Below are 22,036 nucleotides of genomic sequence, written 5' to 3'. Positions count from 1 at the left end.
GGTCTGCTTACGTTTGCCGGCGTACTCAGCATCGGCGAAGGACATCTGTTTCATCGGGACTCAACCGTTCGATTCCTGTGAGGCGGGTATTTCACCAAATCTGGAAGCCTTTTTCAGAGTTTCCTTAAACAAGCTCCGTGGCATGATACTCACCTGCAGGGAGAAGAAGGAAATTATGTCGGATACTGGGCGTTCGAGGCAGGAGCTATCGCATTTTTATATGGGATAGATGACAGAAAAATCGATCACATGGTTTATCCAAAGGACTTGGTCGAATATGCCAGAAGTGTGGCCATTCGATTGGAATAGAATATTCATGAACATACGACAGACACTCTTCAGCGCCGCACGCTATGAAAATTTCATCAGGGAATATGATGAGCTTCTAAATTTATTCTCAACAAACAAATTCAAATCAGACTCCGCATTAGGAGAAGCATCTCAGCGCGCAAGATATTTCCAGGCGCTTGCCTTGGAAAAGCTATTTGCCACCTATACAGCAGGTGAGCGTATAGAAAAACTTATTCCTATACTTGAAGAACTGATAGAGAAATATGAAATTCGCCAAAAGACTTTGGCCGAGTATTTAGGCGTGCCGAACATTTCTCCTCTGGCGATCGACGACTGGCCCAATCAGTACGAAGAAGCCGTTCAAGTCATCAGTCTTTGCATACTTTTACACCGGACTGACCTGCTCCTACGCTTTGTGAAACTCATTGACGACGCAGGGTACGCAGGTGAAGACACCCTTTATGAGGCCTTGCTAAATGAAGTTGTGCCACATTGGCACGACATAGATGAGTGGTATCACGACGTCTACACACTACTTATCCAAGCGATCTACAGCGACAACAAAGGCGAGCCGTCTAAACTTCTTCAAAAATACTGCCAGCAATGGTATCGAGCCTTCAAGCAAGCCCCTTGGCACGATTCCCATCTTCAAGGAGAGGAAGGAACCTACGTAGGGTATTGGGCATTTGAAGCAGGCGCTGTTGCCTTTCTGTATGGCATTGACGACAGCAAAATCGATCACATGGTCTACCCCAAGGATCTGGTCGAATACGCGAGATCGCGAGCCAAAAAATCTTAACTCCAAACATTCGTCACGGACTTGACACTTGAAAATACGACAGAAACATCTAACTAAACTACGTTACGAAAACTTCCTGACAAACTACGACGAAGAGTTTGAATTCTGGAAGGACAAACTATTCACTGCCGACTCTCCTGAACAAGAGAAATCACTGCGAGCCAGGAACTTTAAAAACTTCCATTTGAAGCACGTCTTTATGCTCTACACTGCTGGAGAGGATATACAAAGTCTGATTCAGCCTTTGGAAACGCTGATTGCAAGTTACGAAGAACTCCAGAAACATCAGGCCACTTATGAGCAGATACCTAACATCACTCCTCTGATTATCGATGACTGGCCAGATGAATATGAAGAATGCCTGCAAGTCATAAGCCTGTGCATCTTGTTGCAACGAACTGACTTGTTGAAACGTTTCGTCTTTTTAATCGATAACGCGGGATATGCCAGCGCAGACACTCTGTACGAAGACTTGCTGATCAAGGTTTTACCTGAGCGGGCGGATATCGATCAGTGGTTTCACGATGTCTCCACGCCGCTGATACAGGCCATTTACGCTGAAGATAGGAATGAGGCTTCCAGATTTCTAAGCAATTACTGCGAAAACTGGTACTCCACGTTTGAGCAGGCACCATGGCATGACACACACCTTGATGGCGAAGAAGGCAGTTACGTAGGGTATTGGGCTTTTGAAGCGGGGGCAATTGCTTACCTGTATGGAGTAGATGACAGCAAATTGGATCACATGGTCTATCCGAAAGACTTGGTCCAGTACGCACGAAGTGTGCAATCGAAATGAAGGCCCGACTTTGAAGCCCTGTCATCAATCCCTCAGCCTGCCCTCTTTCGACGACAGGCTTTTTTCAGAGAAAAATCAAACCGGCGCCTTCCAGCTCAACATCTGCTGCTGCGCAACCTGCAGCAAATCATTGCCGTCCTGAACCAGCAGGTACAACGCATGCGTAATGTGCGGAATGTCCTCGACATCGGCGTGTTTGAAACAGAGACAGTGCAGGGTTTCGAGCAGGTCGGCCGAGGCGCGGACGCGCTGGACGGCGGCTTCGAGGATGTCTTTGGGATTGGCTTCGGTGTCGATGAGCAGCGTTGGGCTTTCGGTAACGTTGCTGTTGAGGGCGAGGTAGCGGTTTTGGAGCGGTTTGATAATTGGCATTCTGATTACTCAACTGTATTGAAGGTAACCGCCAGCACTGTGACCAAACAGTGGGGAGGCGGCCATGTACAGGCTTGGTCAACCGAGAACAGTTCAAACTCAGCTCGCCCGAAGGCGCCCTGCACACAGCCGCCACAGCAATGCACTACACGGACACAGATGTCCGCGGTGCAAATGATGACACATATGCAATGAACTCTTCTCAGGTGACCAAACCCGAATCGCTGATTTTGCAGCGACACCGAACCATACCCGCCCCACTCCAGCCGCCGAAAGCAGACAAGGCATCTGTCCTTGTAGGAATACGCACTCCCTCCCGCGGAAATCGCCCCGCTCCCTGACAGCCGGCGTTCAGCTGGGTTAACCATCACTTAACGCCGTGGTCAAAAACTCTACTGAACCGCACGCCCTCAGCCCTTCGCTGACGCCCAGTGCGGCAGGTTCGGCTACATTGCGCCGAACTCTCATCCGTCGTACGGGAGTCGCACCATGAACATTCGCACGTTACTGCTCACCACCGCCCTCGCCTCCACCGCGTTCGCCGGGCTGGCCCAGGCCAATGACACGTCCACTTCGTCCAGCGCCGTTCCCTATCATTACGGTATGCCGCTGCATGTGGCGAAAGTGGTGTCGCTCACCGAGCCGCCAACGATGGATTGCAAGGTGATCACTGCCAACATGAAGTACATCAATAACAACGGGCAGCCTCAGGAAATCAGCTACCGGAAATTGTCTGACGCGTGCAGTTATCAGAACTGACAGAAAAGTCTGATTTGTCGCGTTGCAGTAGGCTTGGAGGGTTCCCGGGGTTATGCTCGGGGCCCGCCTCACTGCCGCAAGGATTAGCCATGCAGTTGTCGTTTCGCACGTTGTCGAGCTTCACGTCTTTGTTGTGTTTTCTACTGGCGATCGTCTGGGGATTTTTGCCGGATATGTTGTTGGCGATCTGGAGCGTCGAGTCTTCCGGGGTCGCGGGTTTTATTGCGCGGCGCAGTGCGGTGTTGTTCGCGGCGTTGGGAGTGATGTTTTATCTGGCGCGCAAGGCACCGCCGTCGCTCGGGCGTAATGCGCTGAGCAACGGGTTCATCGTAGGTTGTTTTGGTTTGGCAGTGCTGGGTTTTGCTGAATGGCTGAACGGCCATGCCGGCCCCGGGATTCTGCTCGCGGTGCTGGTTGAGTTCGCGCTGGGCCTTGGATTTTTGCAGGCCCGGCGCGTGACGGTCGAACTGGGTGAAACGGTGCGTTAAATGGCTCTGGATCGTGCACTGTACTGCTGCGGCAATGCTTTTTGCGCAAGTTCCGAACGCAGCCCGGCGATCAGATCGTTGATTTCACGACAGCCATTGAGGTGGCTGGCATCAATGTCACGAACCAGCAGATCGACCTGATCGGTCTTGTGATCGCCAAAAACCTTGACGGTCATCGACAAGTCCGGCGACAGCGTGCATTGGCAACGTTTAGGCAGAAAGCTGCTTTCAATGATGTTGCGTAGTTCCAAGGCAGAAAGAAACATGGTGAACCTCTCCTTATTAATGAGACTGCCAATCAACTCTTCACGTTGACCGTTTTTGCTGCCCCTGCACGGGTGTGTCCCCGCTTATTCCTTGGGTGTAGCAAACGGTGGTACGGCGAAATGCCTCTTGGAGTGTAGGCGTCCGAACCCGGTACGCTGCACCAAATAGACGCATAAAGCATGCCTCTCATCAGATCGTTTTGACCCTAGTGAAATCAAGCACTTGCCAACAGGGCCAGCATTGAGCCAGTTGCAAATTGCATGAATCGCCTATTGAGGCACTGCAAATTGCATGTCGATGGCGGTTTGCATTCAGCGTCGGTGACAGTAAGAATGGCGCTCAACCACACTACACCTGCAAGGAGGCTTTTATGGGTTCTTTCCCAGCTTACGCGACCGTCGGCCTGATGATCGCCAGCCTGTCCAGCCTCGCCCAAGCGGGCAAACTGGAAGATGTCGCGCCATATCCCAAGGCAGAGACCGGTTTCACCCGTCAGGTCATTCATCTGCCCAAGCAGGACAAGGAAGAGAATTTCCAGGTCGAGATTCTCGCGGGCAAAACCCTTGAAATGGACTGCAATCTTCAACGCCTCGGCGGGATGCTGGACGAGAAGAACCTCGAAGGCTGGGGTTACCCGTTCTACCGACTGGAAACAGTAATCGGCCCGATGAGCACGATGATGGCCTGCCCATCCGGCTCGCAGAAAAAACGCGCGTTCGTGCCTGTCGTCGGCGACGGCTTCATGCTGCGCTACAACAGCAAGCTCCCAGTGGTGGTCTACGCTCCGTCGGACGTTGAAGTGCGTTATCGCATCTGGTCCGCCTCGGACAAAGTCGGCACAGCCCTTCAGGAATGACCTGAGCAAGGAGCGTCATCGGTGATTACCTGCCACGTCAGATACGTGATCGATCCTTATCAATTGACTGAGTTTGAGGCGTATGCCAAGGCTTGGCTCGGCATTGTCGAGCGACTGGGCGGCACCCATCACGGTTATTTTTTGCCGTCCGAGGGTGCAAGCAATATCGCCTACTGCCTGTTCAGTTTTCCGTCGCTGGCGGATTACGAAAGCTACCGGCATATCGCGATGACCGACCCAGAGAGCACCGTGCTGGTGGAATCACTGGTCGAGAAGAAATTCATTATCAGTTACGAGCGCAGCTTCCTGCGCCCCCTGCTGTCCTGACCACCATTACGCCGGCAAGCCGCATGCAGCGGCGCGCTCGGCGACGTGGCGCAGGCTGTCGAAATTGATGTTGGCGCCTGAGTCGATCGCCACGAAGGTCTGACCCCGTACTCCGCTTCTCGCCACGTATTGCTTGATCCCCGCCACCGCCAACGCGCCGGAAGGCTCGGTGATCGAGCGGGTATCGTCGTAGATATTCTTGATCGCCGCGCAGAGTTCGTCGTTGCTGACGGTGATGACTTCATCTACGCAAAAGCGACACACTTCAAACCCGTACTCTCCGATCTGCGCGACGGCCACGCCGTCGGCGAAGGTGCCGACGCTGGGTAAAACCACCCGTTGCCCCGCGTGCAGCGCAGCTTTCAGGCACGCCGAATGCTCTGATTCGACGCCGATGATGCGCACTTCCGGGCGCAGGTATTTGACGTATGCAGCGATGCCGGCGATCAAACCGCCACCGCCCACCGGGATGAAGATTGCGTCCAGTGCGCCTTGATGCTGACGAAGGATTTCCATCGCAACCGTACCTTGTCCGGCGATGACGTCCGGGTCATCGAAGGGTGAAACGAAGGTGCGGCCTGACTGCTCGGACATTTGCAGTGCGTGGGCCAGGGCGAACGGGAAGCTCTCGCCGTGCAGCAGCGCTTCGGCACCGCGACTTCGCACGCCCAGTACTTTGAGTTCAGGCGTGGTCGACGGCATGACGATGGTCGCCGCGATGCCCAGTTCACGCGCTGCCAGTGCCACGCCTTGCGCGTGATTGCCGGCCGACGCGGTGATCACGCCACGTGCCTTCTGCTCGTCGCTCAGTTGCACCAACTTGTTGTAGGCGCCGCGGATCTTGAAGGAGAACGTGGGTTGCAGATCTTCGCGCTTGAGCAGGATGCGATTGCCGAGCGCTTCGGACAATGCCGGCGCGGCCTGCAATGGCGTGCGCACAGCAATGTCATACACCGGCGCGGCAAGGATCTTTTTTACGTAGTGCTCAAGCAGGGCTTGCTGGTCGTTCATCATCGTCTCCTGACTCACCCCGTCCTGTAGGAGCTGCGGCACGCTGCTGCTACAGGGGTCGGTGTTCGTGGTTAAAACCCGGGAGACAGAAAATGAAAACCCGCCTCTAGGGCGGGTTGGGTGCTGCAGTCGTGAGCTAGCCCGCCAAATGAGGAATGGCGGTAATAATGCTTGGCTGGCAACGCAATACAGTGGAAGTCATGGCCTGAAAATTAGCCCGAGCGCTGCTGGCAAGTCAATGGCCAATTTCAGGCGCAAACGATAGGCTGGCGGTTCTGCTCATCACTTCAAGGAATGAACGCATGATGTCTGTCGCCCTGCCCCTCACGGCTTTGCTCGCATTTACCGGCTACACCGTTTCGGTGATGCTCCAGGCCGAGCAGTCGTTGATCGATTTCGGCATCAGCCTGATGTCGCGGCCAGATACCGCGCAAGTGGTGATTGACCTGTATCTGCTGGCGACGCTGGCCGGGGTCTGGATGGTCAAGGATGCCCGCTCGCGTGGGCAGACGGTTTGGTCGGTGGTGCCTTATTTGTTGCTGACGGCGGTTTTTGTGTCGATCGGGCCATTGTTGTATCTGGTGGTTCGTGGTGTGAGGGATCGGAAGAAAATGATCATTACGCGCCAACAGAGCTGATCCGGATAACTTGTTGGTGCTCGATCAGCCTTCGCGAGCAGGCTCGCTCCCACCGTGGATTTTGCCAGACGCCATATCCTTTGAATTTACCTTCGCTCAGCACAGTCACTGTCTATGTAACGAATAAAATTTTGCTCTGTGCTTTTCAAACACAGACATGTCCCTTCGTGGAGCCTTGCCCATGACTATCCGATCCGTTATGTTCGCCGCCCCGTGGCTACTGGCCGCCGCCCTGTCCAGCCCAATGGTCATGGCCAGTGGCGATGAAAAGAATCCCGTGCAGAAACCCGAGTGTCCAAAAGGCCAGGTCTGGGACAGCAAGACCCAGAAATGCGTGCTACTTACCAGCGGTGCCCACGCACTGACATCGATTCATCAAGCACCTGAACACCCGTAAACGGAGCCCATCATCAGCGATCAGGCATTCAGAGCAGAACTGGCACAGCACCTCGCACGACTGTGGCGCTACGGTCTGCTGCTGTCGCGCAATCGGCATGTGGCCGAGGATCTCGTGCAGACAACGTGTGTGCGTGCGCTGGAGCGTGCTGCGCAATACGTCGCGGGGACGCGCATGGATCTCTGGTTGCTGAGCATTCTGCATTCGACCTGGCTCAATGAAGTACGCGCTCGCCGCGTGCGTCAGGGTGGTGGACAGGCCGATGGGCAGATGATGCTCGACGGCGAATACGCGGCGCAAACACACGTCATGGCGGCGCAGGTGATCCGCCGCGTCGATGCGCTGCCCGAAACCCAGCGCGAAACGGTGTATCTGGCCTATGTCGAGGGCCTGTCGTATCGCGACGTCGCCGAGATCCTGCAAGTACCGATCGCTACGGTGATGAGTCGTCTGGCCACCGCCCGCCTGAAACTCGCCGAGTACCCGCCGCTGCAAGCGGTCCCGAAAACCACCGAAGGGGATCGCTGATGAACACACCTTCGGATGAGCAACTGGTGGCGTATCTGGACGGCGAAATCGCCGAGGATTATCGCCACCAACTCGACGAGGCCATCGCCGATGATCCGCTGCTGAACCTGCGCGTGCAGTGGCTGAATCGCAGCAGCCTGCCGTACAGGACCGCTTACGATGAACTGGCGCAGCAGGCACCGCTCGATCGCCTGCAAGCACGACTGGATGCAATCCCTTCGCCAGAAAACCCGGGACTGAGTCGGCGCTGGCTTATCGGTGCTGCCGCCGCTACATTGATCGCCGGTGGCGTACTCGCCGACCGTTTGTTTCTCGGCTGGCAGGCGCAACAAGCGCATGAGTGGCGAGGCTTGATCGGCGACTATATGGCGCTGTATGGGCCGCAGACGCTCGACCACTTGCCTGCCGACGAAGCCACACAACGCGCGCAGTTGCGCACGGTCGATGCGCGAATGGGCCTGAGTCTTTCGCCTGCCGTGTTGAAATTGCCGGGCGCCGAATTCAAACGCGCACAGATGCTTGAATATGACGGTGTGCCGATTGCGCAGATCGTTTATCTGGATGCCAGGCACGGGCCATTGGCGCTGTGCGTCACCCGCTCTAACAGCGGCAGCCGGCCGCTGGAGCATGAACGTCGGCGTGAGATGAATGTGGTGTTTTGGACCGAGCGCGAGCATGCCTGGATGCTGATCGGCAACGAAGCCCCGGCGGCACTGGAAGACAAGGCAAAATTGTTGAAAAGCCGCTTAAGTGCATGACCCAGACTGCTCTATGCTGAGCGAGTGATTTTCCAAGGAGGATTCACCGATGCCCATTTCGTCTCGTACTGCTTTACTGGTGATCGACGTTCAAAACGACTTCATTCCCGGCGGCCAATTGCCGGTGCCTGAAGGCGATAGAATTGTGCCGCTGATCAACCGCCTCGCCCGCCAGTTCAAACAGGTCGTTATTGCTCAGGACTGGCATCCCATCGGTCATGCGTCGTTCGCTTCCAGTCACCCCGGCCACCAACCTTACGATGTCATCCAGTTGCCTTACGGCGAGCAGACCCTGTGGCCCGAGCATTGTGTGCAAGCCACACCCGGCGCCGAGTTCCACCCTGAACTCGACCTGCCGCACGCCCAATTGATCATTCGCAAGGGCTGCAATCCTGACATCGACAGTTATTCGGCGTTTCTGGAGGCAGACCGTCGCACAACCACAGGCCTGTCCGGTTATCTGAAGGAGCGCGGCATAGACACGGTTTACATGGTCGGTCTGGCGCTGGATTTCTGCGTAATGTACTCGGCGCTGGACGCTCGGGCAGCGGGGTTCAATGCGTTTGTAGTGCTGGATGCTTGCCGGGCGATCGACATGAATGGATCGCTGGCGGCCGCGATCGACCGGATGCAGGGCGCTGGCGTTGGACTGATTCAATCGACCGAGCTGACCTGAACAACGCAGAACCCATTAGGAGTGAGCCTGCTCGCGATGGCGGTGTGTCAGCAACCTACGATTTGACTGACACGACGCATTCGCGAGCAGGCTCGCTCCCACAGGGATATCTCTCGACTTGTGAATTTCAGGCAGCTGTCGGCAACCACAAACGAAATCGCGCCCCACCCAAAGGCGAAGACTCGACCGTCAGCGTCCCGCCTTGAGCTTCCAGGGCCCTGCGACTGATTGCCAATCCCAACCCAAACCCGCCCGTGGCCCGATCCCGGCTGCGATCCAGTCGATAAAACGGCTCGAAAATCCGCTCTCGCTCATCGTCAGGAATACCGATGCCGTCGTCATCCACCCAGATCTCGCAACCCTCAGCGTTAACCTGTACGCCGATCTGAATGCGTTTCTCGCAGTAGCGCATGGCATTGCGCACCAGGTTCTGAATCGCTCGGGCGGTCAACCGCGGGTCGAGCGAAAAACGTTCGAGCTGGCCGTGCAACAGCACATCGATGACGATTTCCGGCGACTCCAGCTCTTCGTCAACGCTGCCCAGAATGCTGTCGATGAACTCATCGAGCGACACTTCGACCTGTTCCGGTGAATGCGCCGGATTTTGCAAGCGGCTGTAGGACAACAATTCCAGCACCAACTCATCCAGCTCACGAATGTGCGCAACCAATCCCTGCAAGCGTTCGCGGCTTGCCGCCGGCAGCTCATCGGACAGTGCCAGTGCCAGGCCGAAATCCAGGCGCGTCAACGGCGTACGCAATTCGTGGGAAACCGCATTGAGGAGGTCGCGCTGCTGATTAAGCAGGTTCTCGATATCGCCGGCCATGGTGTCGAACACCACCGCCAGGCTGCCGATGTTAGAGCTTGGAGCGATTTTCGTGCGCTCGCTCAAATGGCCCTTGCCGAAGCGTTCGGCGGTGCCTTTGAGGCGTTCGAGATCGCGCCAGTGCGGGCGCAGCCACATCAACAGACACGCAAGCAGCGTCGCGCCGATCAATACGTTAATGCTCCAGTACAACAGATCGACGTCCATCGGATCCGGCGGCACGATCATTTGCACCGCCATGCTGTCGTCCAGCGGTGCTACCGCGAGGGTGCGCCAGCCCCAGTCACCAATGCGCACCACGTTCTCGCCGCGCCGCAGCCGTTCACGCTCAATGTCGGTAAATTCAGCGTCATCGATAGGCGCCAGCACGATGTGCAACGGCTGGAAGTCCTTGTCCATCGACGCCGCCAGCGCTGGCCATTGATCTTGCGGCACCGCTCGGAACTGCTTGGCGATCAGCGATTGCAGACCACGGGAATAATCCAGGTTGTAGGTGACGAAGCGATCCCGAAAGGCCATGACCACCAGGTCTGGCACCAGATAGATGGCGGCGCTGTACGACACAATCGTCACCAGATACAGACGGAACAGGATGCGGAACATCAGCTCAGCATTCCCATTCGGAACGGCTGAACAGATAACCCTTGCCCCACACGGTCTTGATCTTGCGCGCCTCACCGGCGTGGTCATCGAACTTGCGCCGCAACTTGGAAATCGCCACATCCACCGAGCGGTCGGTGCCGTTGAACTCTATGCCGCGCAGGCGTTGCAGAATCTGGTCGCGGCTGAGCACTTCGCCGGCGTGTCGGGCCAGCACCACCAGCAAGTTGTATTCACCGCTGGACAGTTCCACCGGCTGATCGCGCCAGGTCACGGTGCGTTCGGACAAGTCGATACACAGATTGCCCATGATGATGCGGTCGTTGGCCGTCAAGGGCTCCCCGAGACTGCTGCGCCGTAACAGGGTCCGCACGCGCGCCAGCAATACACGCGGCTCGCAGGGTTTGGTGACGTAGTCGTCGGCGCCCATTTCCAGGCCCAGCACTTGATCGTGGCTGTCATCACGGGCGGTGAGCATCAGGATCGGCAGCGTCGCCGAATCGGCGCGCAGCAGACGGCAGACTTGCAGCCCGTCGAGCCCCGGCAGCATCAGGTCAAGGATAACCAGATCCGGCGGATTGACCCGCGCCCGTTCACGCACATGGTCACCCCGACCAATGACGCTGACGGAATAACCGTTGCGTTCCAGGTAGCTGGAAATCAGTTCGGCGAGGGCGGTGTCGTCTTCGACCAGGAGGATATTGGGCATGGGTGATCCAGAAAGTGCTGTGGCGACCGAGCAACCGCATTCGCGAGCAGGCTTGCTCCCACAAGTGAATGCATTTCAGGTGTGGAAGCGAGCCTGCTCGCGAATGCTTTATATGTCGCAATAAATTTCAATGGCTTAAGGATATACGCCCTCACCCGTCCCTGAGTAAAACCCTTACACAATTTCACACAGCGACTACAAAGCTTCACCGCTACTCTCGCCAACTGCCCGTAGGATGCGGGCATCAATATTGGGGGTGGTAAATGTCGAACAAACTGCTGGCCGGGCTCGGCCTGATCGCCGTGGCGCTGACGCTGAGCGCCTGTGACTCTTCTTCGAAGGCCGAAGAGCAGGCACCGCCAGCAACCGTGCGCATCGAAACCATCGAAGCGCGCCCACTGTCGATCAGCAGCGAACTCAGCGGCCGGATCGCTGCACCGCGAATTGCCGAAGTCCGTGCCCGTGTGCCCGGCGTCGTACTGCAACGTAACTTTCGCGAAGGCAGCGACGTGAAGAAAGGCGATGTGCTGTTCCGCATCGACCCGGCGCCGTTCAAGGCTGACCTGGACAGCGCCGAAGCGGCGTTGCGCAAGGCCGAGGCCAATGCGTTTCAGGCGAAGCTGCAAGAGCAACGCTACGCCCAGTTGATCGACGACAAAGCCATCAGCGCTCAGGATTATGACAACGCCCGCGCCAATACCCTGCAAACGGCCGCTGACGTCGCCGGCAACAAGGCTGCGGTGGAGCGGGCCAGATTGAACCTGGGTTACGCCACTGTCACCGCGCCGATTTCCGGTCGTATCGGCCGCGCGCTGGTCACCGAAGGCGCGCTGGTCGGGCAGAACGAAACCACGCCACTGGCGCTGATTCAGCAACTCAATCCGATCTACGCCGACCTCACCCAGTCGACCCGCGAACTCAACGAACTGCGCCGGGCGTTCCGCTCCGGACAATTGCAGGAAGTCGGTCAGGATCAGGTCAAAGCGACCCTGATTCAGGATGACGGCAGCCTGTACCCGTTGCCGGGCAAACTACTGTTCAGCGACATCACCGTCGACCCGGGCACCGGCCAGATCATTTTGCGCAGCGAGTTCCCCAATCCCGATCTCGACCTGCTGCCCGGAAGCTTCATTCGCGTGCGCCTGCAGCAGGCGACTATCCAGAACGGCATCACCGTACCGCAACGCGCCGTGCAACGTGACAGCGCCGGTATTGCGCAAGTGTTGACCGTCGATGAGCAAATGCGTGTAGCCGAGCAAACGGTGCAACTGGGCGCCGTGCAAAACAATCGCTGGATCGTCACCGGTGGCCTCAAGCCCGGCGACCGCATCGTTATTCAAGGCCTGCAGCACGCCCGCCCCGGTGACAAGGTGCAGATTGACGACACCCCTCTTCCACTTGCCCAGACCTCTGGTCAGTAAGCAGGACGCTTATATATGCCGCAATTCTTTATCGATCGCCCCGTATTTGCCTGGGTGGTCGCCTTGTTCATCCTGTTGGCCGGTGCGCTGGCCATCCCGCAATTGCCGGTGGCGCAATACCCCGACGTCGCGCCGCCACAGATCGAAATCTATGCCGTGTACCCCGGCGCCTCGGCGCAAACCGTCGATGAAAGCGTGGTCAGCCTGATCGAGGAAGAGCTTAACGGCGCGGATCACCTGCTTTACTTCGAATCGCAGAGCAGTCTGGGCAGCGCCACGATCAAAGCGACGTTCCAGCCGGGCACCAACCCGGAACTGGCGCAGGTCGACGTGCAAAACCGTCTGAAAGTGGTCGAGTCGCGCTTGCCGCAAGCCGTGAACCAGCAGGGTTTGCAGGTGGAGAAAGTATCCTCGGGTTTCCTCTTGCTGATCAGCCTGACGTCCAATGACGGCAAGCTCGATGACGTTGCGCTCAGTGATTATCTGGCACGTAACGTGATGAACGAAATCAAGCGTCTGGACGGCGTTGGCAAGGCTCAGTTGTACGGTGCCGAGCGGGCCATGCGTATCTGGATCGACCCGCAGAAACTCATCGGTTTCAACCTGACCCCGGCTGACGTCAACGCCGCCATTGTGGCGCAGAACGCTCAGGTGTCGGCAGGCAGCATCGGTGACTTGCCCGGCCCGTCAACGCAGGAAATCACTGCAACAATTCTGGTCAAAGGCCAGTTGTCGACGCCGCAAGAGTTCGCCGACATCGTGCTCAAGGCCAACCCGGACGGGTCCACTGTGCGTATCGGTGATGTGGCGCGGGTCGAGATCGGCAGTCAGGACTATCAGTTCGGCACACGCCTCAACGGCAAGCCGTCCACCGCTGTCGGCGTGCAATTGTCGCCGGGAGCCAACGCCCTGAGCACGGCAACGCTGGTGCGGGCGAAGATGGATGAGCTGGCGCGCTACTTCCCGGCCGGCGTGGAATACAAGATCCCGTACGACACTTCGCCCTTCGTCAAAGTCTCGATCACCAAAGTGATCTACACCCTCGGCGAGGCGATGCTGCTGGTGTTTGCGGTAATGTTCCTGTTTCTGCAGAACGTGCGCTACACGCTGATTCCGACACTGGTGGTACCGGTGGCGCTGATGGGCACGTTTGCAACCATGCTCGCGCTGGGTTTCTCGATCAACGTGCTGACCATGTTCGGTATGGTATTGGCCATTGGCATTCTGGTGGACGACGCCATTGTCGTGGTGGAAAACGTCGAACGGATCATGGCCACCGAGGGCCTGTCGCCCAAGGAGGCCACGCGCAAAGCGATGACGCAGATCACCGGCGCCATCATCGGCATCACTCTGGTGCTGGTGGCGGTATTCATCCCGATGGCGTTCATGCAGGGGTCGGTCGGGGTGATCTATCAGCAGTTTTCGCTGTCGATGGCGACGTCCATTCTGTTCTCCGCATTTCTCGCCCTGACGCTGACGCCAGCGCTGTGCGCGACACTGCTCAAGCCAATCGCCAAGGGCGAGCATCACGAGAAGTCCGGATTCTTCGGTTGGTTCAACCGCCGTTTCGAGCAACTGACCGTGCGTTATCAGGGCTGGGTCGGTTATGCGCTGAAACGCACCGGGCGATATCTGCTGATCTATGGCGTGTTGCTGGTGGGCCTGGGGATTTGCTTCATGCGTCTGCCCTCCTCGTTCCTGCCGGTCGAGGATCAGGGTTACACCATCACCGATATCCAACTGCCGCCCGGCGCAACCAAGAACCGCACGGTGCAAGTGGCCGAACAGCTTGAAGCACATAACGCCGGTGAGCCCGGTATCAGCGACAGCGTGGTGATTCTCGGTTTCAGCTTCTCCGGTAGCGGACAGAACGCGGCATTGGCGTTCTCGACACTCAAGGATTGGTCGCAACGCGACAGCGAAGATTCGGCCAGCTCGATTGCCGACCGCGCCAACATCGCCCTGAGCCAGATCAAGGACGCCATGGCGTTCTCGGTTCTGCCGCCGCCCGTGGACGGTCTCGGCACGTCCAGCGGTTTCGAGTTCCGTTTGCAGGATCGCGGTGGCCTCGGTCATGCAACGTTAATGCAAGCGCGCACGGAACTGCTGGCAGCCGCAGAGGAAAGTCCGGTCCTGATGAATGTGCGTGAAAGCGCACTGGCCGAGGCACCGCAAGTGCAACTCGAAGTGGATCGCAAACAAGCCAATGCCTTGGGGGTGTCGTTCGCCGACATCGGCAACGTGCTGTCTACTGCCGTGGGCTCGGCCTATATCAATGATTTCCCCAATCAGGGGCGTATGCAGCGCGTAGTGGTGCAGGCTGAGGGCGATCAACGCAGTCAGGTCAATGATCTGCTGAAAATGCACGTGCGCAACAATGCCGGAAAAATGGTTCCGCTGTCGGCATTCGTCCAGGCCAAATGGGTCCAAGGGCCGGCCCAACTGACCCGCTATAACGGTTATCCGGCGATTGCGATTTCCGGCGAACCGTCACCCGGCCACAGCACCGGCGAGGCCATGGCCGAGATTGAACGTCTTGTCGCACAGGGGCCGAAGGGTCTGGGACAAGAATGGACAGGCCTGTCGTTGCAAGAGCGCTTGTCCGGCAGTCAGGCGCCGATTCTGCTCGGCCTGTCGCTGCTGATCGTGTTCCTGTGTCTGGCGGCGCTGTATGAGAGCTGGTCGATTCCGACCTCGGTGTTGCTGGTGGTGCCGTTGGGGGTACTCGGTGCGGTGCTGGCAGTGACGCTGCGCGGAATGCCGAACGACGTGTTCTTCAAGGTCGGGTTGATCACCATCATCGGTCTGTCGGCGAAGAACGCGATCCTGATCATCGAGTTTGCCAAGAGCCTGTACGACGAAGGTCACGACCTGATCGACGCAACGTTGCAAGCCGCCCGCCTGCGCCTGCGTCCGATCGTGATGACGTCGCTGGCCTTCATCCTCGGCGTGGTCCCGCTGGCGATTGCCACCGGCGCCAGTTCGGCGAGCCAGCAAGCGATCGGTACAGGGGTGATCGGCGGGATGATCACCGCAACGTTGGCAGTGATCTTCGTTCCGGTGTTCTTCGTCGTGGTCATGAAACTGGTAAAAAGATTCAGCAAACCCCACGTGTAAACATGTAGGAGCGGCCGAAGGCTGCGATCTTTTGATTTTTTCCTAAAACACAAGATCAAAAGATCGCAGCCTTCGGCAGCTCCTACAAAAGCCACATGGCGTGCGCTATGGTGCAGGGATCGACCACCAAAGTGAGTCCCCATGCGCTTGCCCGCCCGCACCCACCCTCGCCTTTGCGCAGCAGCCCTGCTCGGCCTCGCCGTGGGCCTGATTTCCCCCGTTGACTCCATCGTCAGCAAAATCCTCTACGGCTGGAACGCCGGCGTATGGACTTACCTAATCCTGATGCTCTGGCTGACCGCGCGCTCCAAGGCCCCGGACGTGAGGCGCATTGCTGAAGTCGAAGATGAAAATGCCGGCCTGGTGTTGTTCGTGGTGTGCATCGCCGCGCTGGCAAGCCTCGCCACCATCACCTTCGAACTGGCCGGCAGCAAGGATCTGGACACCACTCACAAACTGATGCACTACGGCTTCACCGCCCTGACGGTGATTGGTTCGTGGCTGCTGATCGGGGTGATTTTCTCTGTGCACTATGCACGCCTGTTTTACACCTGGGACGGCAAGGAACCCGCACTGCGTTTCGCCGAAGGGCTGACCACGCCCAACTACTGGGACTTCCTGTACTTCTCTTTCACCATCGGCGTGGCGGTGCAAACTGCCGACGTCGGCGTGGCGACGCGGGACATTCGCAAAATCGTCCTCGCACAGTCGTTGATCGGTTTCGTGTTCAACACGGCAATTCTCGGATTCTCCATCAATATTGCCGCAGGCTTATTCGGGTGACGGGTTCAAGGGCGGCCTGCTGTACAGCGCCGCCCGTCAGGACCTGACGACTATCAGACGATCCTTCACTTGACGGACGATTGGATTCTGTTGTTTCCTGAAACCGGTTTCAGCGCTACTGCAGCGACTGAACCTGATAAATCCAATAATAAGGTTTCAGACCGTGAACGACTTCTCCGCCGCCCAGCGCAGCCGCGTCACCATGCTTGATGTCGCCGAGCGCGCGGGCGTATCCAAGGCCAGCGTGTCGCGTTTCATCGGCGACGACCGCGCGTTGCTTTCCGATGCAATCGCCTTGCGCATCGAACAGGCTATCGATGAACTCGGCTATCGCCCAAACCAGATGGCGCGCGGCCTCAAGCGCGGGCGCACACGCCTGATCGGCATGCTGGTGGCCGATATCCGCAACCCTTATTCAATTGCCGTGATGCACGGGGTGGAAACCGCCTGCCGTGCGCACGGCTACAGCCTGGTGGTGTGCAACACCGACCGCGATGACGAGCAGGAGCGCCAGCATCTGGCACTATTGCGCTCGTACAACATCGAAGGGCTGATCGTGAACACCCTCGGCCATCACCGCGACGAGTTGCACGAGCTGCGCCGCGAGATGCCGCTGGTGCTGGTGGATCGCAAGGTCGACGGGCTCGACAGCGACATGATCGGGCTGAACAACCCGCAGGCAGTGGAAATGGCCCTGGCCCACCTGGAACAACGTGGTTATCGCGACGTGTTGTTGGTGACTGAACCCTATGACGGCACCAGTTCGCGGATCGAACGAGTCAGCAGTTTTCAGGCGCAGATACAGCAGCGCTCTGGATTGAATGGGGCGGTGGTGGAAACCGGCGACGATCTCGCGGCGCATCTTCAAACCTTTTTACACAAACCTGATCTCGGCCCGAAAGCGCTGTTTTGTGCCAATGGCGTGGCCGCGCTGGCCGCCACTCATGCGTTGCGCAAGATCGGTTCACGGCTGTTCGAGGATATCGGCTTGATTGCCCTGGATGATCTGGATTGGTATCCGCTGGTGGGGAGCGGGATTACTGCGCTTGCGCAGCCAACGCAAGCGATTGGCGCGCGGGCATTCGAGTGTTTGCTCAAGCGTTTGCGTGGGGACGATGAGGCGGCGCGGGTGGTGGATTTTGCGCCGGTGTTGATCGTGCGAGGTTCTACCCTAGGAGTTTTGCAGTGATTGATCGGGCCTCATCGCTGGCAAGCCAGCTCCCACAACTTCCGTGTCGCTCACTAAATCGGTGGGCGCTGGCTTGCCAGCGATAACGCCCGCCAGAACAACACAGCACTGACTGATATTTTTTTGAACAAAAATGAAACCGGTTTCAGAGGTCAACAACAATGAATAAACCTGCCGTTTCCATCAGCCTGTCCAGCTACGGCGCCGAGCTAGTGCGCCAACGCGGGCAGGACTTTTTTATCGACGTGCTGGCCGCTGCCGGGGCCGATCGTATCGAGTGGCGCGAAGAGTTGCTGACTCGCGAGAACCCCGCACAGTTGAGCGCAGCCGCTCAGGCGCTGGGCCTGCAAAGCATCTATTCCTCGCCGACCGAGTTGTGGCTGGCGGGCCAGGCGCGCCCCAATCCTGAACTGATCACGGCCCTGCAACACGCTGAGGCGTTCGGTTCGAAATGGCTGAAAGTCTCCCTCGGCTACTTCACCGACAATTGCGATCTGACGGTTTTGCAGCAATTGCTCGGCAACAACCGGGTGCACCTGCTGGTGGAAAACGACCAGACGCTGCACGGCGGGCGGATCGAGGCGTTTCAACGCTTCTTTAATGCTGTTGAGCAGCACAACTTGCCGATCAAGATGACATTCGATATCGGCAACTGGCAGTGGCAGGACCAATCCGCTGCCAACGCCGCACGCCTGCTCGGTCGGCACGTCGGCTATGTGCATTGCAAAGCCGTGGCCCGGCGCGCCGACGGCAAGTTGGTAGCAGTGCCACCCGCCGTCAGCGACCTGCATCTGTGGGAGCAACTGCTGCGGCACATGGACCAAGGCGTTATGCGCGCCGCCGAATATCCGTTGCAGGGCGATGACCTGGTGGTGTTGACCACCGAACACGTCGCCACCCTCGCACGCCTCGGCCAATCCCGTCTGGAGCCAGCTCATGTCTGAGATCGATATTCTGTCGTTCGGCGAAACCATGGCGATGCTGGTGGCCGAGCAAAGCGGGGACCTGGCAAAGGTCGAGCACTTCCACAAGCGCATTGCAGGCGCCGACAGCAATGTGGCGATCGGCCTCTCGCGACTGGGTTTCAACGTCGCGTGGCTGAGTCGGGTGGGTAATGATTCGCTCGGCCGTTTTGTCGTCGACACCTTGAAGCGCGAGGGTCTGGATTGCAGCCAGGTTGAAGTCTGCAAAACGCATCCAACCGGCTTCCAGTTCAAGTCCCGTTGCGACGATGGCAGCGACCCGCAGGTCGAGTACTTCCGTCGTGGCTCGGCGGCCAGTCATCTGTCGCCGCAATCGATCACGCCCGAACTGCTGAACGCTCGGCATCTGCACGCCACCGGTATTCCTCCCGCGCTGTCAGGTACGGCGCGGGAAATGTCATTCGAGTTAATGACGCGCATGCGCAATGCCGGGCGCAGTGTGTCGTTCGACCCCAACCTGCGCCCAAGCCTGTGGGCAAGAGAGCGCGAGATGATCGGAGAGATCAACCGCCTCGCCGCCCTTGCCCATTGGGTCCTGCCGGGCTTGAGCGAAGGGCGTTTGCTCACCGGGTTTGAAGACCCGGCAGATATCGCTGCGTTTTATCTCGATCAGGGCGCCGAAGCAGTGGCGATCAAGCTCGGGCCGCAGGGGGCCTATTACCGCACGCAGCTGGATCAGGGCTTTGTTGCCGGGGTGCCGGTGACCCATGTCGTCGATACGGTTGGCGCGGGTGACGGGTTTGCGGTGGGCATGATCAGCGCCCTGCTGGAGCACCAGAGTTTTGCCGAGGCCGTGCGGCGCGCGAACTGGATTGGCAGTCGGGCGGTGCAGAGTCGCGGGGACATGGAGGGGTTGCCGACCCGGGCTGAACTCACAGTTGAATTCATGGACCCCATCGCTGGCAAGCCAGCTCCCACAGGGTCCTGTGGTGTTGCCACTGTTTTTGAAACACCACCAACCATTGTGGGAGCTGGCTTGCCAGCGATGAGGACCTGACAGTCAACCGATTAACCAAACCTTCTGCGACAAAAACAACAAGCTCAGGAGTAACACCCATGAAAACTGCAACCCTCGCCGCCCGCCGCTGGTGGTACATCATGCCCATCGTGTTCATCACTTACAGCCTGGCGTATCTCGATCGCGCCAACTACGGTTTCGCTGCGGCGTCCGGCATGGCCGAAGACTTGATGATCACGCCGGGCCTGTCCTCATTGCTCGGTGCACTGTTCTTCCTGGGCTACTTTTTCTTCCAGGTACCCGGCGCGATCTACGCGCAAAAACACAGCGTGAAGAAACTGATTTTCGTCAGTCTGATCCTTTGGGGCGGGCTCGCGACGTTGACCGGCGTGGTCAGCAACGCCTATTGGCTGATCGTCATCCGCTTCATGCTCGGTGTGGTCGAAGCGGCGGTGATGCCGGCGATGCTGGTTTACCTGTGCCACTGGTTCACCCGCGCCGAACGCTCGCGGGCCAACACCTTTTTGATCCTCGGCAACCCGGTGACCATGCTGTGGATGTCGGTGGTGTCGGGTTATCTGGTGCAGCATTTCAGCTGGCGCTGGATGTTTATCATTGAAGGTTTGCCAGCGGTGCTCTGGGCGTTTATCTGGTGGAAACTGGCCGATGATCGTCCGGCCCAGGCAAAGTGGCTCAGCCACCAGGAAAAACACGATCTGGAAAGCGCCTTGGCCGCCGAACAGGTCGGCATCAAAGCAGTGAAGAACTACGCCGAGGCGTTCCGTTCACCGAAGGTGATCATTCTGGCCTTGCAGTTTTTCTGCTGGAGCATCGGGGTGTACGGCTTTGTATTGTGGCTGCCGTCGATCCTCAAGGCTGGCGCGCAAATGGACATGATCGAGGCCGGCTGGCTGTCGTCGCTGCCGTATCTGGCGGCCGTGATCGGCATGCTGGTGGTGTCGTGGGGCTCGGACAAACTGCAAAAACGCAAACGCTTCGTCTGGCCGCCGCTGTTGATTGCGTCCATTGCGTTCTACGGATCCTACGCGCTCGGTGCGGAACATTTCTGGTGGTCGTACACGCTGCTGGTGATCGCTGGCGCCTGCATGTACGCGCCTTACGGGCCGTTCTTCGCGATCGTGCCCGAGATTCTTCCGGCCAACGTCGCCGGTGGCGCGATGGCGCTGATCAACAGCATGGGGGCGCTCGGTTCGTTTGGCGGCTCGTATCTGGTGGGTTACCTGAACAGTTCCACCGGTTCGCCCGGTTCGTCGTACCTGCTGATGAGCGGTGCATTGCTGCTCTCGGTGGTGCTGACGATTTTCCTCAAGCCCGGCGCCAGTGATCGCGTCGTGGCCAAAGCCGTCGCCACGCCTGCCGTGCCGGCTCACTCCTGAAGAGATCCTTGCCATGAAAAAACAGGTCGTTCTGTACAAGAAACTATCACCCGCGCTCATGGCGCGCCTGCAAGATCAGTTTGATGTGACGCTGATCGAAAGCCTAGATGCCGACGGCCTCATGCAACTGCGTGATGCCCTGCCCCGCGCCCATGGCTTGCTCGGCGCCAGCCTGAAACTCGACGCCACATTGCTCGATCTGGCGCCACAGCTGGAGGCCATTGCCAGTGTGTCGGTGGGCGTCGACAACTACGACATCGATTACCTGACCCGCCGCAAGATTCTGCTGACCAACACCCCGGACGTGCTGACCGAAACCACCGCCGACACCGGCTTCGCACTGATCCTTGCCGCCGCCCGGCGCGTGGTCGAACTGGCGAACATGGTGCGCAGCGGGCAGTGGCAGCGCAACCTCGGCCCGGCGCATTTTGGCACCGATGTGCATGGCAAGACCCTGGGCATCATCGGCATGGGTCGTATTGGCGAGGCGCTGGCCCAGCGTGGTCATTTCGGTTTTGGCATGCCGGTGATTTATCACAGCCAGTCGCGTAAACCGGCTGTCGAGGCGCGTTTCGATGCGCAGTACCGCAGCCTGGAAGACTTGCTCAAGCAGGCCGATTTCATCTGCCTGACCTTGCCGCTGACGGCGCAGACCGAGGGGTTGATCGGCGCCGGGCAATTTGCGTTGATGCGTCCGGAAAGCATCTTCATCAACATCTCGCGGGGCAAGGTTGTTGACGAAGCAGCGATGGTTGATGCACTGCGCCATCAACGGATTCGTGCGGCAGGTCTGGATGTGTTCGAGCGGGAACCGTTGAATCAGGATTCGCCGTTGATGCAACTGGATAACGTGGTGGCAACCCCGCATATGGGCTCGGCAACGCACGAGACACGCGAGGCGATGGCTCGGTGTGCGGTGGAGAATTTGTTGGCGGCGTTGGGTGGTAAAAAGCCTTTGAATCCGGTGAATCCAGTGGCTTGGCAGGGCTGAGATTTTCAGTGCCTGAATGGGCCCCATCGCTGGCAAGCCAGCTCCCACAGGTTATGCAGTGTTCATCAAATTTTTGAACGACACTAACCACTGTGG

23 protein-coding genes and 2 pseudogenes are annotated in these 22,036 nt (G+C 58.2%); 20 read left to right on the top strand and 5 right to left on the bottom strand.

Features of this window, described 5'->3' with window-relative positions:
* Positions 1–126: 126 nt before the first annotated feature.
* The 3 genes and pseudogenes from IEQ42_RS26025 to IEQ42_RS26015 all read left to right on the top strand — a co-directional run.
* Positions 127–309, top strand: a pseudogene (locus tag IEQ42_RS26025) (PoNe immunity protein domain-containing protein); the annotation flags it as partial.
* Positions 310–316: 7 nt separating this feature from the next.
* Complete coding sequence (locus IEQ42_RS26020; protein WP_210706014.1) at positions 317–1,090, top strand: PoNe immunity protein domain-containing protein; 774 nt, start codon at positions 317–319, stop codon at positions 1,088–1,090.
* A 28-nt stretch (positions 1,091–1,118) separates the two neighbouring features.
* Entirely contained in the window at positions 1,119–1,889 is a 771-nt protein-coding gene (locus tag IEQ42_RS26015; RefSeq protein WP_210706013.1) for a PoNe immunity protein domain-containing protein, read from the top strand.
* 75 nt (positions 1,890–1,964) lie between these two features.
* Here IEQ42_RS26015 and IEQ42_RS26010 read toward each other — a convergent pair whose 3' ends face one another.
* On the bottom strand, positions 1,965–2,261 hold the full coding sequence (locus IEQ42_RS26010) for a hypothetical protein (protein ID WP_210706012.1): 297 nt from the start codon (positions 2,259–2,261) through the stop codon (positions 1,965–1,967).
* A gap of 489 nt (positions 2,262–2,750) precedes the next feature.
* On the opposite strand from IEQ42_RS26010, the gene IEQ42_RS26005 reads away from it, so the two are divergent.
* Together IEQ42_RS26005 and IEQ42_RS26000 are read left to right on the top strand one after the other, a co-directional pair.
* Positions 2,751–3,020 carry a DUF2790 domain-containing protein gene (locus IEQ42_RS26005; protein ID WP_042559309.1) on the top strand — a complete coding sequence of 90 codons (270 nt, stop codon included), beginning with the start codon at positions 2,751–2,753 and terminating at the stop codon, positions 3,018–3,020.
* Positions 3,021–3,109: 89 nt separating this feature from the next.
* Positions 3,110–3,508 (top strand): hypothetical protein, encoded by a 399-nt coding sequence (locus IEQ42_RS26000; RefSeq protein ID WP_210706011.1) that lies wholly within the window; start codon positions 3,110–3,112, stop codon positions 3,506–3,508.
* Here the strand turns inward: IEQ42_RS26000 and IEQ42_RS25995 are convergent.
* Positions 3,505–3,774: a DUF1652 domain-containing protein gene (locus tag IEQ42_RS25995; protein ID WP_210706010.1), complete on the bottom strand. Its 270-nt coding sequence runs from the start codon at positions 3,772–3,774 to the stop codon at positions 3,505–3,507. The two genes, IEQ42_RS26000 and IEQ42_RS25995, sit on opposite strands and share 4 nt — an antisense overlap.
* A gap of 371 nt (positions 3,775–4,145) precedes the next feature.
* Between IEQ42_RS25995 and eco the strand changes: the two genes are divergently transcribed.
* Positions 4,146–4,631, top strand: coding sequence for a serine protease inhibitor ecotin (gene eco / locus IEQ42_RS25990; RefSeq protein ID WP_210706009.1), 486 nt, complete (start codon positions 4,146–4,148; stop codon positions 4,629–4,631).
* Positions 4,632–4,652: 21 nt separating this feature from the next.
* Positions 4,653–4,958, top strand: a complete 306-nt coding sequence (locus IEQ42_RS25985) for an NIPSNAP family protein (protein ID WP_210706008.1) — start codon at positions 4,653–4,655, stop codon at positions 4,956–4,958.
* A 30-nt stretch (positions 4,959–4,988) separates the two neighbouring features.
* Here IEQ42_RS25985 and ilvA read toward each other — a convergent pair.
* Positions 4,989–5,972 (bottom strand): annotated as a pseudogene (ilvA, locus tag IEQ42_RS25980) (threonine ammonia-lyase, biosynthetic); the annotation flags it as partial.
* A gap of 299 nt (positions 5,973–6,271) precedes the next feature.
* Between ilvA and IEQ42_RS25975 the strand changes: the two are divergent.
* From IEQ42_RS25975 to pncA, 5 genes are all read left to right on the top strand, one after another.
* Positions 6,272–6,607 carry a DUF2834 domain-containing protein gene (locus tag IEQ42_RS25975; RefSeq protein WP_210706006.1) on the top strand — a complete coding sequence of 112 codons (336 nt, stop codon included), beginning with the start codon at positions 6,272–6,274 and terminating at the stop codon, positions 6,605–6,607.
* 181 nt (positions 6,608–6,788) lie between these two features.
* Positions 6,789–7,004 (top strand): hypothetical protein, encoded by a 216-nt coding sequence (locus IEQ42_RS25970; RefSeq protein WP_228732045.1) that lies wholly within the window; start codon positions 6,789–6,791, stop codon positions 7,002–7,004.
* 9 nt (positions 7,005–7,013) lie between these two features.
* The gene (locus IEQ42_RS25965) at positions 7,014–7,532 is read left to right on the top strand and encodes an RNA polymerase sigma factor (RefSeq protein WP_397463360.1); all 519 of its coding nucleotides are present in this window, start codon (positions 7,014–7,016) and stop codon (positions 7,530–7,532) included.
* The gene (locus IEQ42_RS25960; protein ID WP_210706005.1) at positions 7,532–8,290 is read left to right on the top strand and encodes an anti-sigma factor family protein; all 759 of its coding nucleotides are present in this window, start codon (positions 7,532–7,534) and stop codon (positions 8,288–8,290) included. Before IEQ42_RS25965 ends, IEQ42_RS25960 begins: the two co-directional genes overlap by 1 nt.
* 49 nt (positions 8,291–8,339) lie before the next feature.
* On the top strand, positions 8,340–8,966 hold the full coding sequence (pncA, locus tag IEQ42_RS25955) for a bifunctional nicotinamidase/pyrazinamidase (protein ID WP_210706004.1): 627 nt from the start codon (positions 8,340–8,342) through the stop codon (positions 8,964–8,966).
* 127 nt (positions 8,967–9,093) lie between these two features.
* Here the strand turns inward: pncA and IEQ42_RS25950 are convergent, their stop codons facing one another.
* Positions 9,094–10,395 (bottom strand): ATP-binding protein, encoded by a 1,302-nt coding sequence (locus IEQ42_RS25950; protein WP_210706003.1) that lies wholly within the window; start codon positions 10,393–10,395, stop codon positions 9,094–9,096.
* A gap of 4 nt (positions 10,396–10,399) precedes the next feature.
* Positions 10,400–11,101 carry a response regulator gene (locus tag IEQ42_RS25945; protein WP_042559319.1) on the bottom strand — a complete coding sequence of 234 codons (702 nt, stop codon included), beginning with the start codon at positions 11,099–11,101 and terminating at the stop codon, positions 10,400–10,402.
* A 263-nt stretch (positions 11,102–11,364) separates the two neighbouring features.
* Between IEQ42_RS25945 and IEQ42_RS25940 the strand changes: the two genes are divergently transcribed.
* From IEQ42_RS25940 to IEQ42_RS25905, 8 genes are all read left to right on the top strand, one after another.
* On the top strand, positions 11,365–12,522 hold the full coding sequence (locus IEQ42_RS25940) for an efflux RND transporter periplasmic adaptor subunit (protein WP_210706002.1): 1,158 nt from the start codon (positions 11,365–11,367) through the stop codon (positions 12,520–12,522).
* 15 nt (positions 12,523–12,537) lie between these two features.
* Positions 12,538–15,639, top strand: a complete 3,102-nt coding sequence (locus IEQ42_RS25935) for an efflux RND transporter permease subunit (protein ID WP_210706001.1) — start codon at positions 12,538–12,540, stop codon at positions 15,637–15,639.
* A 141-nt stretch (positions 15,640–15,780) separates the two neighbouring features.
* Positions 15,781–16,422 carry a DUF1345 domain-containing protein gene (locus IEQ42_RS25930; protein ID WP_210706000.1) on the top strand — a complete coding sequence of 214 codons (642 nt, stop codon included), beginning with the start codon at positions 15,781–15,783 and terminating at the stop codon, positions 16,420–16,422.
* Between the two features lie 163 nt (positions 16,423–16,585).
* Positions 16,586–17,611 (top strand): LacI family DNA-binding transcriptional regulator, encoded by a 1,026-nt coding sequence (locus IEQ42_RS25925; protein WP_269756011.1) that lies wholly within the window; start codon positions 16,586–16,588, stop codon positions 17,609–17,611.
* Between the two features lie 161 nt (positions 17,612–17,772).
* Positions 17,773–18,555: an apurinic/apyrimidinic endonuclease family protein gene (locus IEQ42_RS25920; protein WP_210705999.1), complete on the top strand. Its 783-nt coding sequence runs from the start codon at positions 17,773–17,775 to the stop codon at positions 18,553–18,555.
* Positions 18,548–19,591, top strand: coding sequence for a sugar kinase (locus tag IEQ42_RS25915; RefSeq protein ID WP_210705998.1), 1,044 nt, complete (start codon positions 18,548–18,550; stop codon positions 19,589–19,591). Before IEQ42_RS25920 ends, IEQ42_RS25915 begins: the two co-directional genes overlap by 8 nt.
* A gap of 59 nt (positions 19,592–19,650) precedes the next feature.
* Positions 19,651–20,949: an MFS transporter gene (locus IEQ42_RS25910; RefSeq protein ID WP_210705997.1), complete on the top strand. Its 1,299-nt coding sequence runs from the start codon at positions 19,651–19,653 to the stop codon at positions 20,947–20,949.
* 13 nt (positions 20,950–20,962) lie between these two features.
* A complete protein-coding gene (locus tag IEQ42_RS25905; protein WP_210624586.1) occupies positions 20,963–21,940 on the top strand; it encodes a 2-hydroxyacid dehydrogenase in 978 nt (325 codons plus the stop codon).
* Positions 21,941–22,036 lie beyond the last annotated feature (96 nt).

Source organism: Pseudomonas iridis (assembly GCF_017980685.1).
GTDB lineage: Bacteria > Pseudomonadota > Gammaproteobacteria > Pseudomonadales > Pseudomonadaceae > Aquipseudomonas > Aquipseudomonas iridis.
Note: the sequence above shows the minus strand (reverse complement) of the source record. Positions and strands in the feature narration are given on the sequence as shown.

What these genes read in the sequence shown, in the direction of transcription:
- IEQ42_RS26020 (WP_210706014.1), top strand. Translation starts at nt 317, where the DNA reads ATGAACATACGACAGACACTCTTCAGCGCCGCACGCTATGAAAATTTC.
- IEQ42_RS26010 (WP_210706012.1), bottom strand. Translation starts at nt 2,261, where the DNA reads ATGCCAATTATCAAACCGCTCCAAAACCGCTACCTCGCCCTCAACAGC.
- IEQ42_RS26005 (WP_042559309.1), top strand. Translation starts at nt 2,751, where the DNA reads ATGAACATTCGCACGTTACTGCTCACCACCGCCCTCGCCTCCACCGCG.
- IEQ42_RS26000 (WP_210706011.1), top strand. Translation starts at nt 3,110, where the DNA reads ATGCAGTTGTCGTTTCGCACGTTGTCGAGCTTCACGTCTTTGTTGTGT.
- IEQ42_RS25995 (WP_210706010.1), bottom strand. Translation starts at nt 3,774, where the DNA reads ATGTTTCTTTCTGCCTTGGAACTACGCAACATCATTGAAAGCAGCTTT.
- eco (WP_210706009.1), top strand. Translation starts at nt 4,146, where the DNA reads ATGGGTTCTTTCCCAGCTTACGCGACCGTCGGCCTGATGATCGCCAGC.
- IEQ42_RS25975 (WP_210706006.1), top strand. Translation starts at nt 6,272, where the DNA reads ATGATGTCTGTCGCCCTGCCCCTCACGGCTTTGCTCGCATTTACCGGC.
- IEQ42_RS25970 (WP_228732045.1), top strand. Translation starts at nt 6,789, where the DNA reads ATGACTATCCGATCCGTTATGTTCGCCGCCCCGTGGCTACTGGCCGCC.
- IEQ42_RS25960 (WP_210706005.1), top strand. Translation starts at nt 7,532, where the DNA reads ATGAACACACCTTCGGATGAGCAACTGGTGGCGTATCTGGACGGCGAA.
- pncA (WP_210706004.1), top strand. Translation starts at nt 8,340, where the DNA reads ATGCCCATTTCGTCTCGTACTGCTTTACTGGTGATCGACGTTCAAAAC.
- IEQ42_RS25950 (WP_210706003.1), bottom strand. Translation starts at nt 10,395, where the DNA reads ATGTTCCGCATCCTGTTCCGTCTGTATCTGGTGACGATTGTGTCGTAC.
- IEQ42_RS25945 (WP_042559319.1), bottom strand. Translation starts at nt 11,101, where the DNA reads ATGCCCAATATCCTCCTGGTCGAAGACGACACCGCCCTCGCCGAACTG.
- IEQ42_RS25940 (WP_210706002.1), top strand. Translation starts at nt 11,365, where the DNA reads ATGTCGAACAAACTGCTGGCCGGGCTCGGCCTGATCGCCGTGGCGCTG.
- IEQ42_RS25935 (WP_210706001.1), top strand. Translation starts at nt 12,538, where the DNA reads ATGCCGCAATTCTTTATCGATCGCCCCGTATTTGCCTGGGTGGTCGCC.
- IEQ42_RS25930 (WP_210706000.1), top strand. Translation starts at nt 15,781, where the DNA reads ATGCGCTTGCCCGCCCGCACCCACCCTCGCCTTTGCGCAGCAGCCCTG.
- IEQ42_RS25920 (WP_210705999.1), top strand. Translation starts at nt 17,773, where the DNA reads ATGAATAAACCTGCCGTTTCCATCAGCCTGTCCAGCTACGGCGCCGAG.
- IEQ42_RS25915 (WP_210705998.1), top strand. Translation starts at nt 18,548, where the DNA reads ATGTCTGAGATCGATATTCTGTCGTTCGGCGAAACCATGGCGATGCTG.
- IEQ42_RS25910 (WP_210705997.1), top strand. Translation starts at nt 19,651, where the DNA reads ATGAAAACTGCAACCCTCGCCGCCCGCCGCTGGTGGTACATCATGCCC.
- IEQ42_RS25905 (WP_210624586.1), top strand. Translation starts at nt 20,963, where the DNA reads ATGAAAAAACAGGTCGTTCTGTACAAGAAACTATCACCCGCGCTCATG.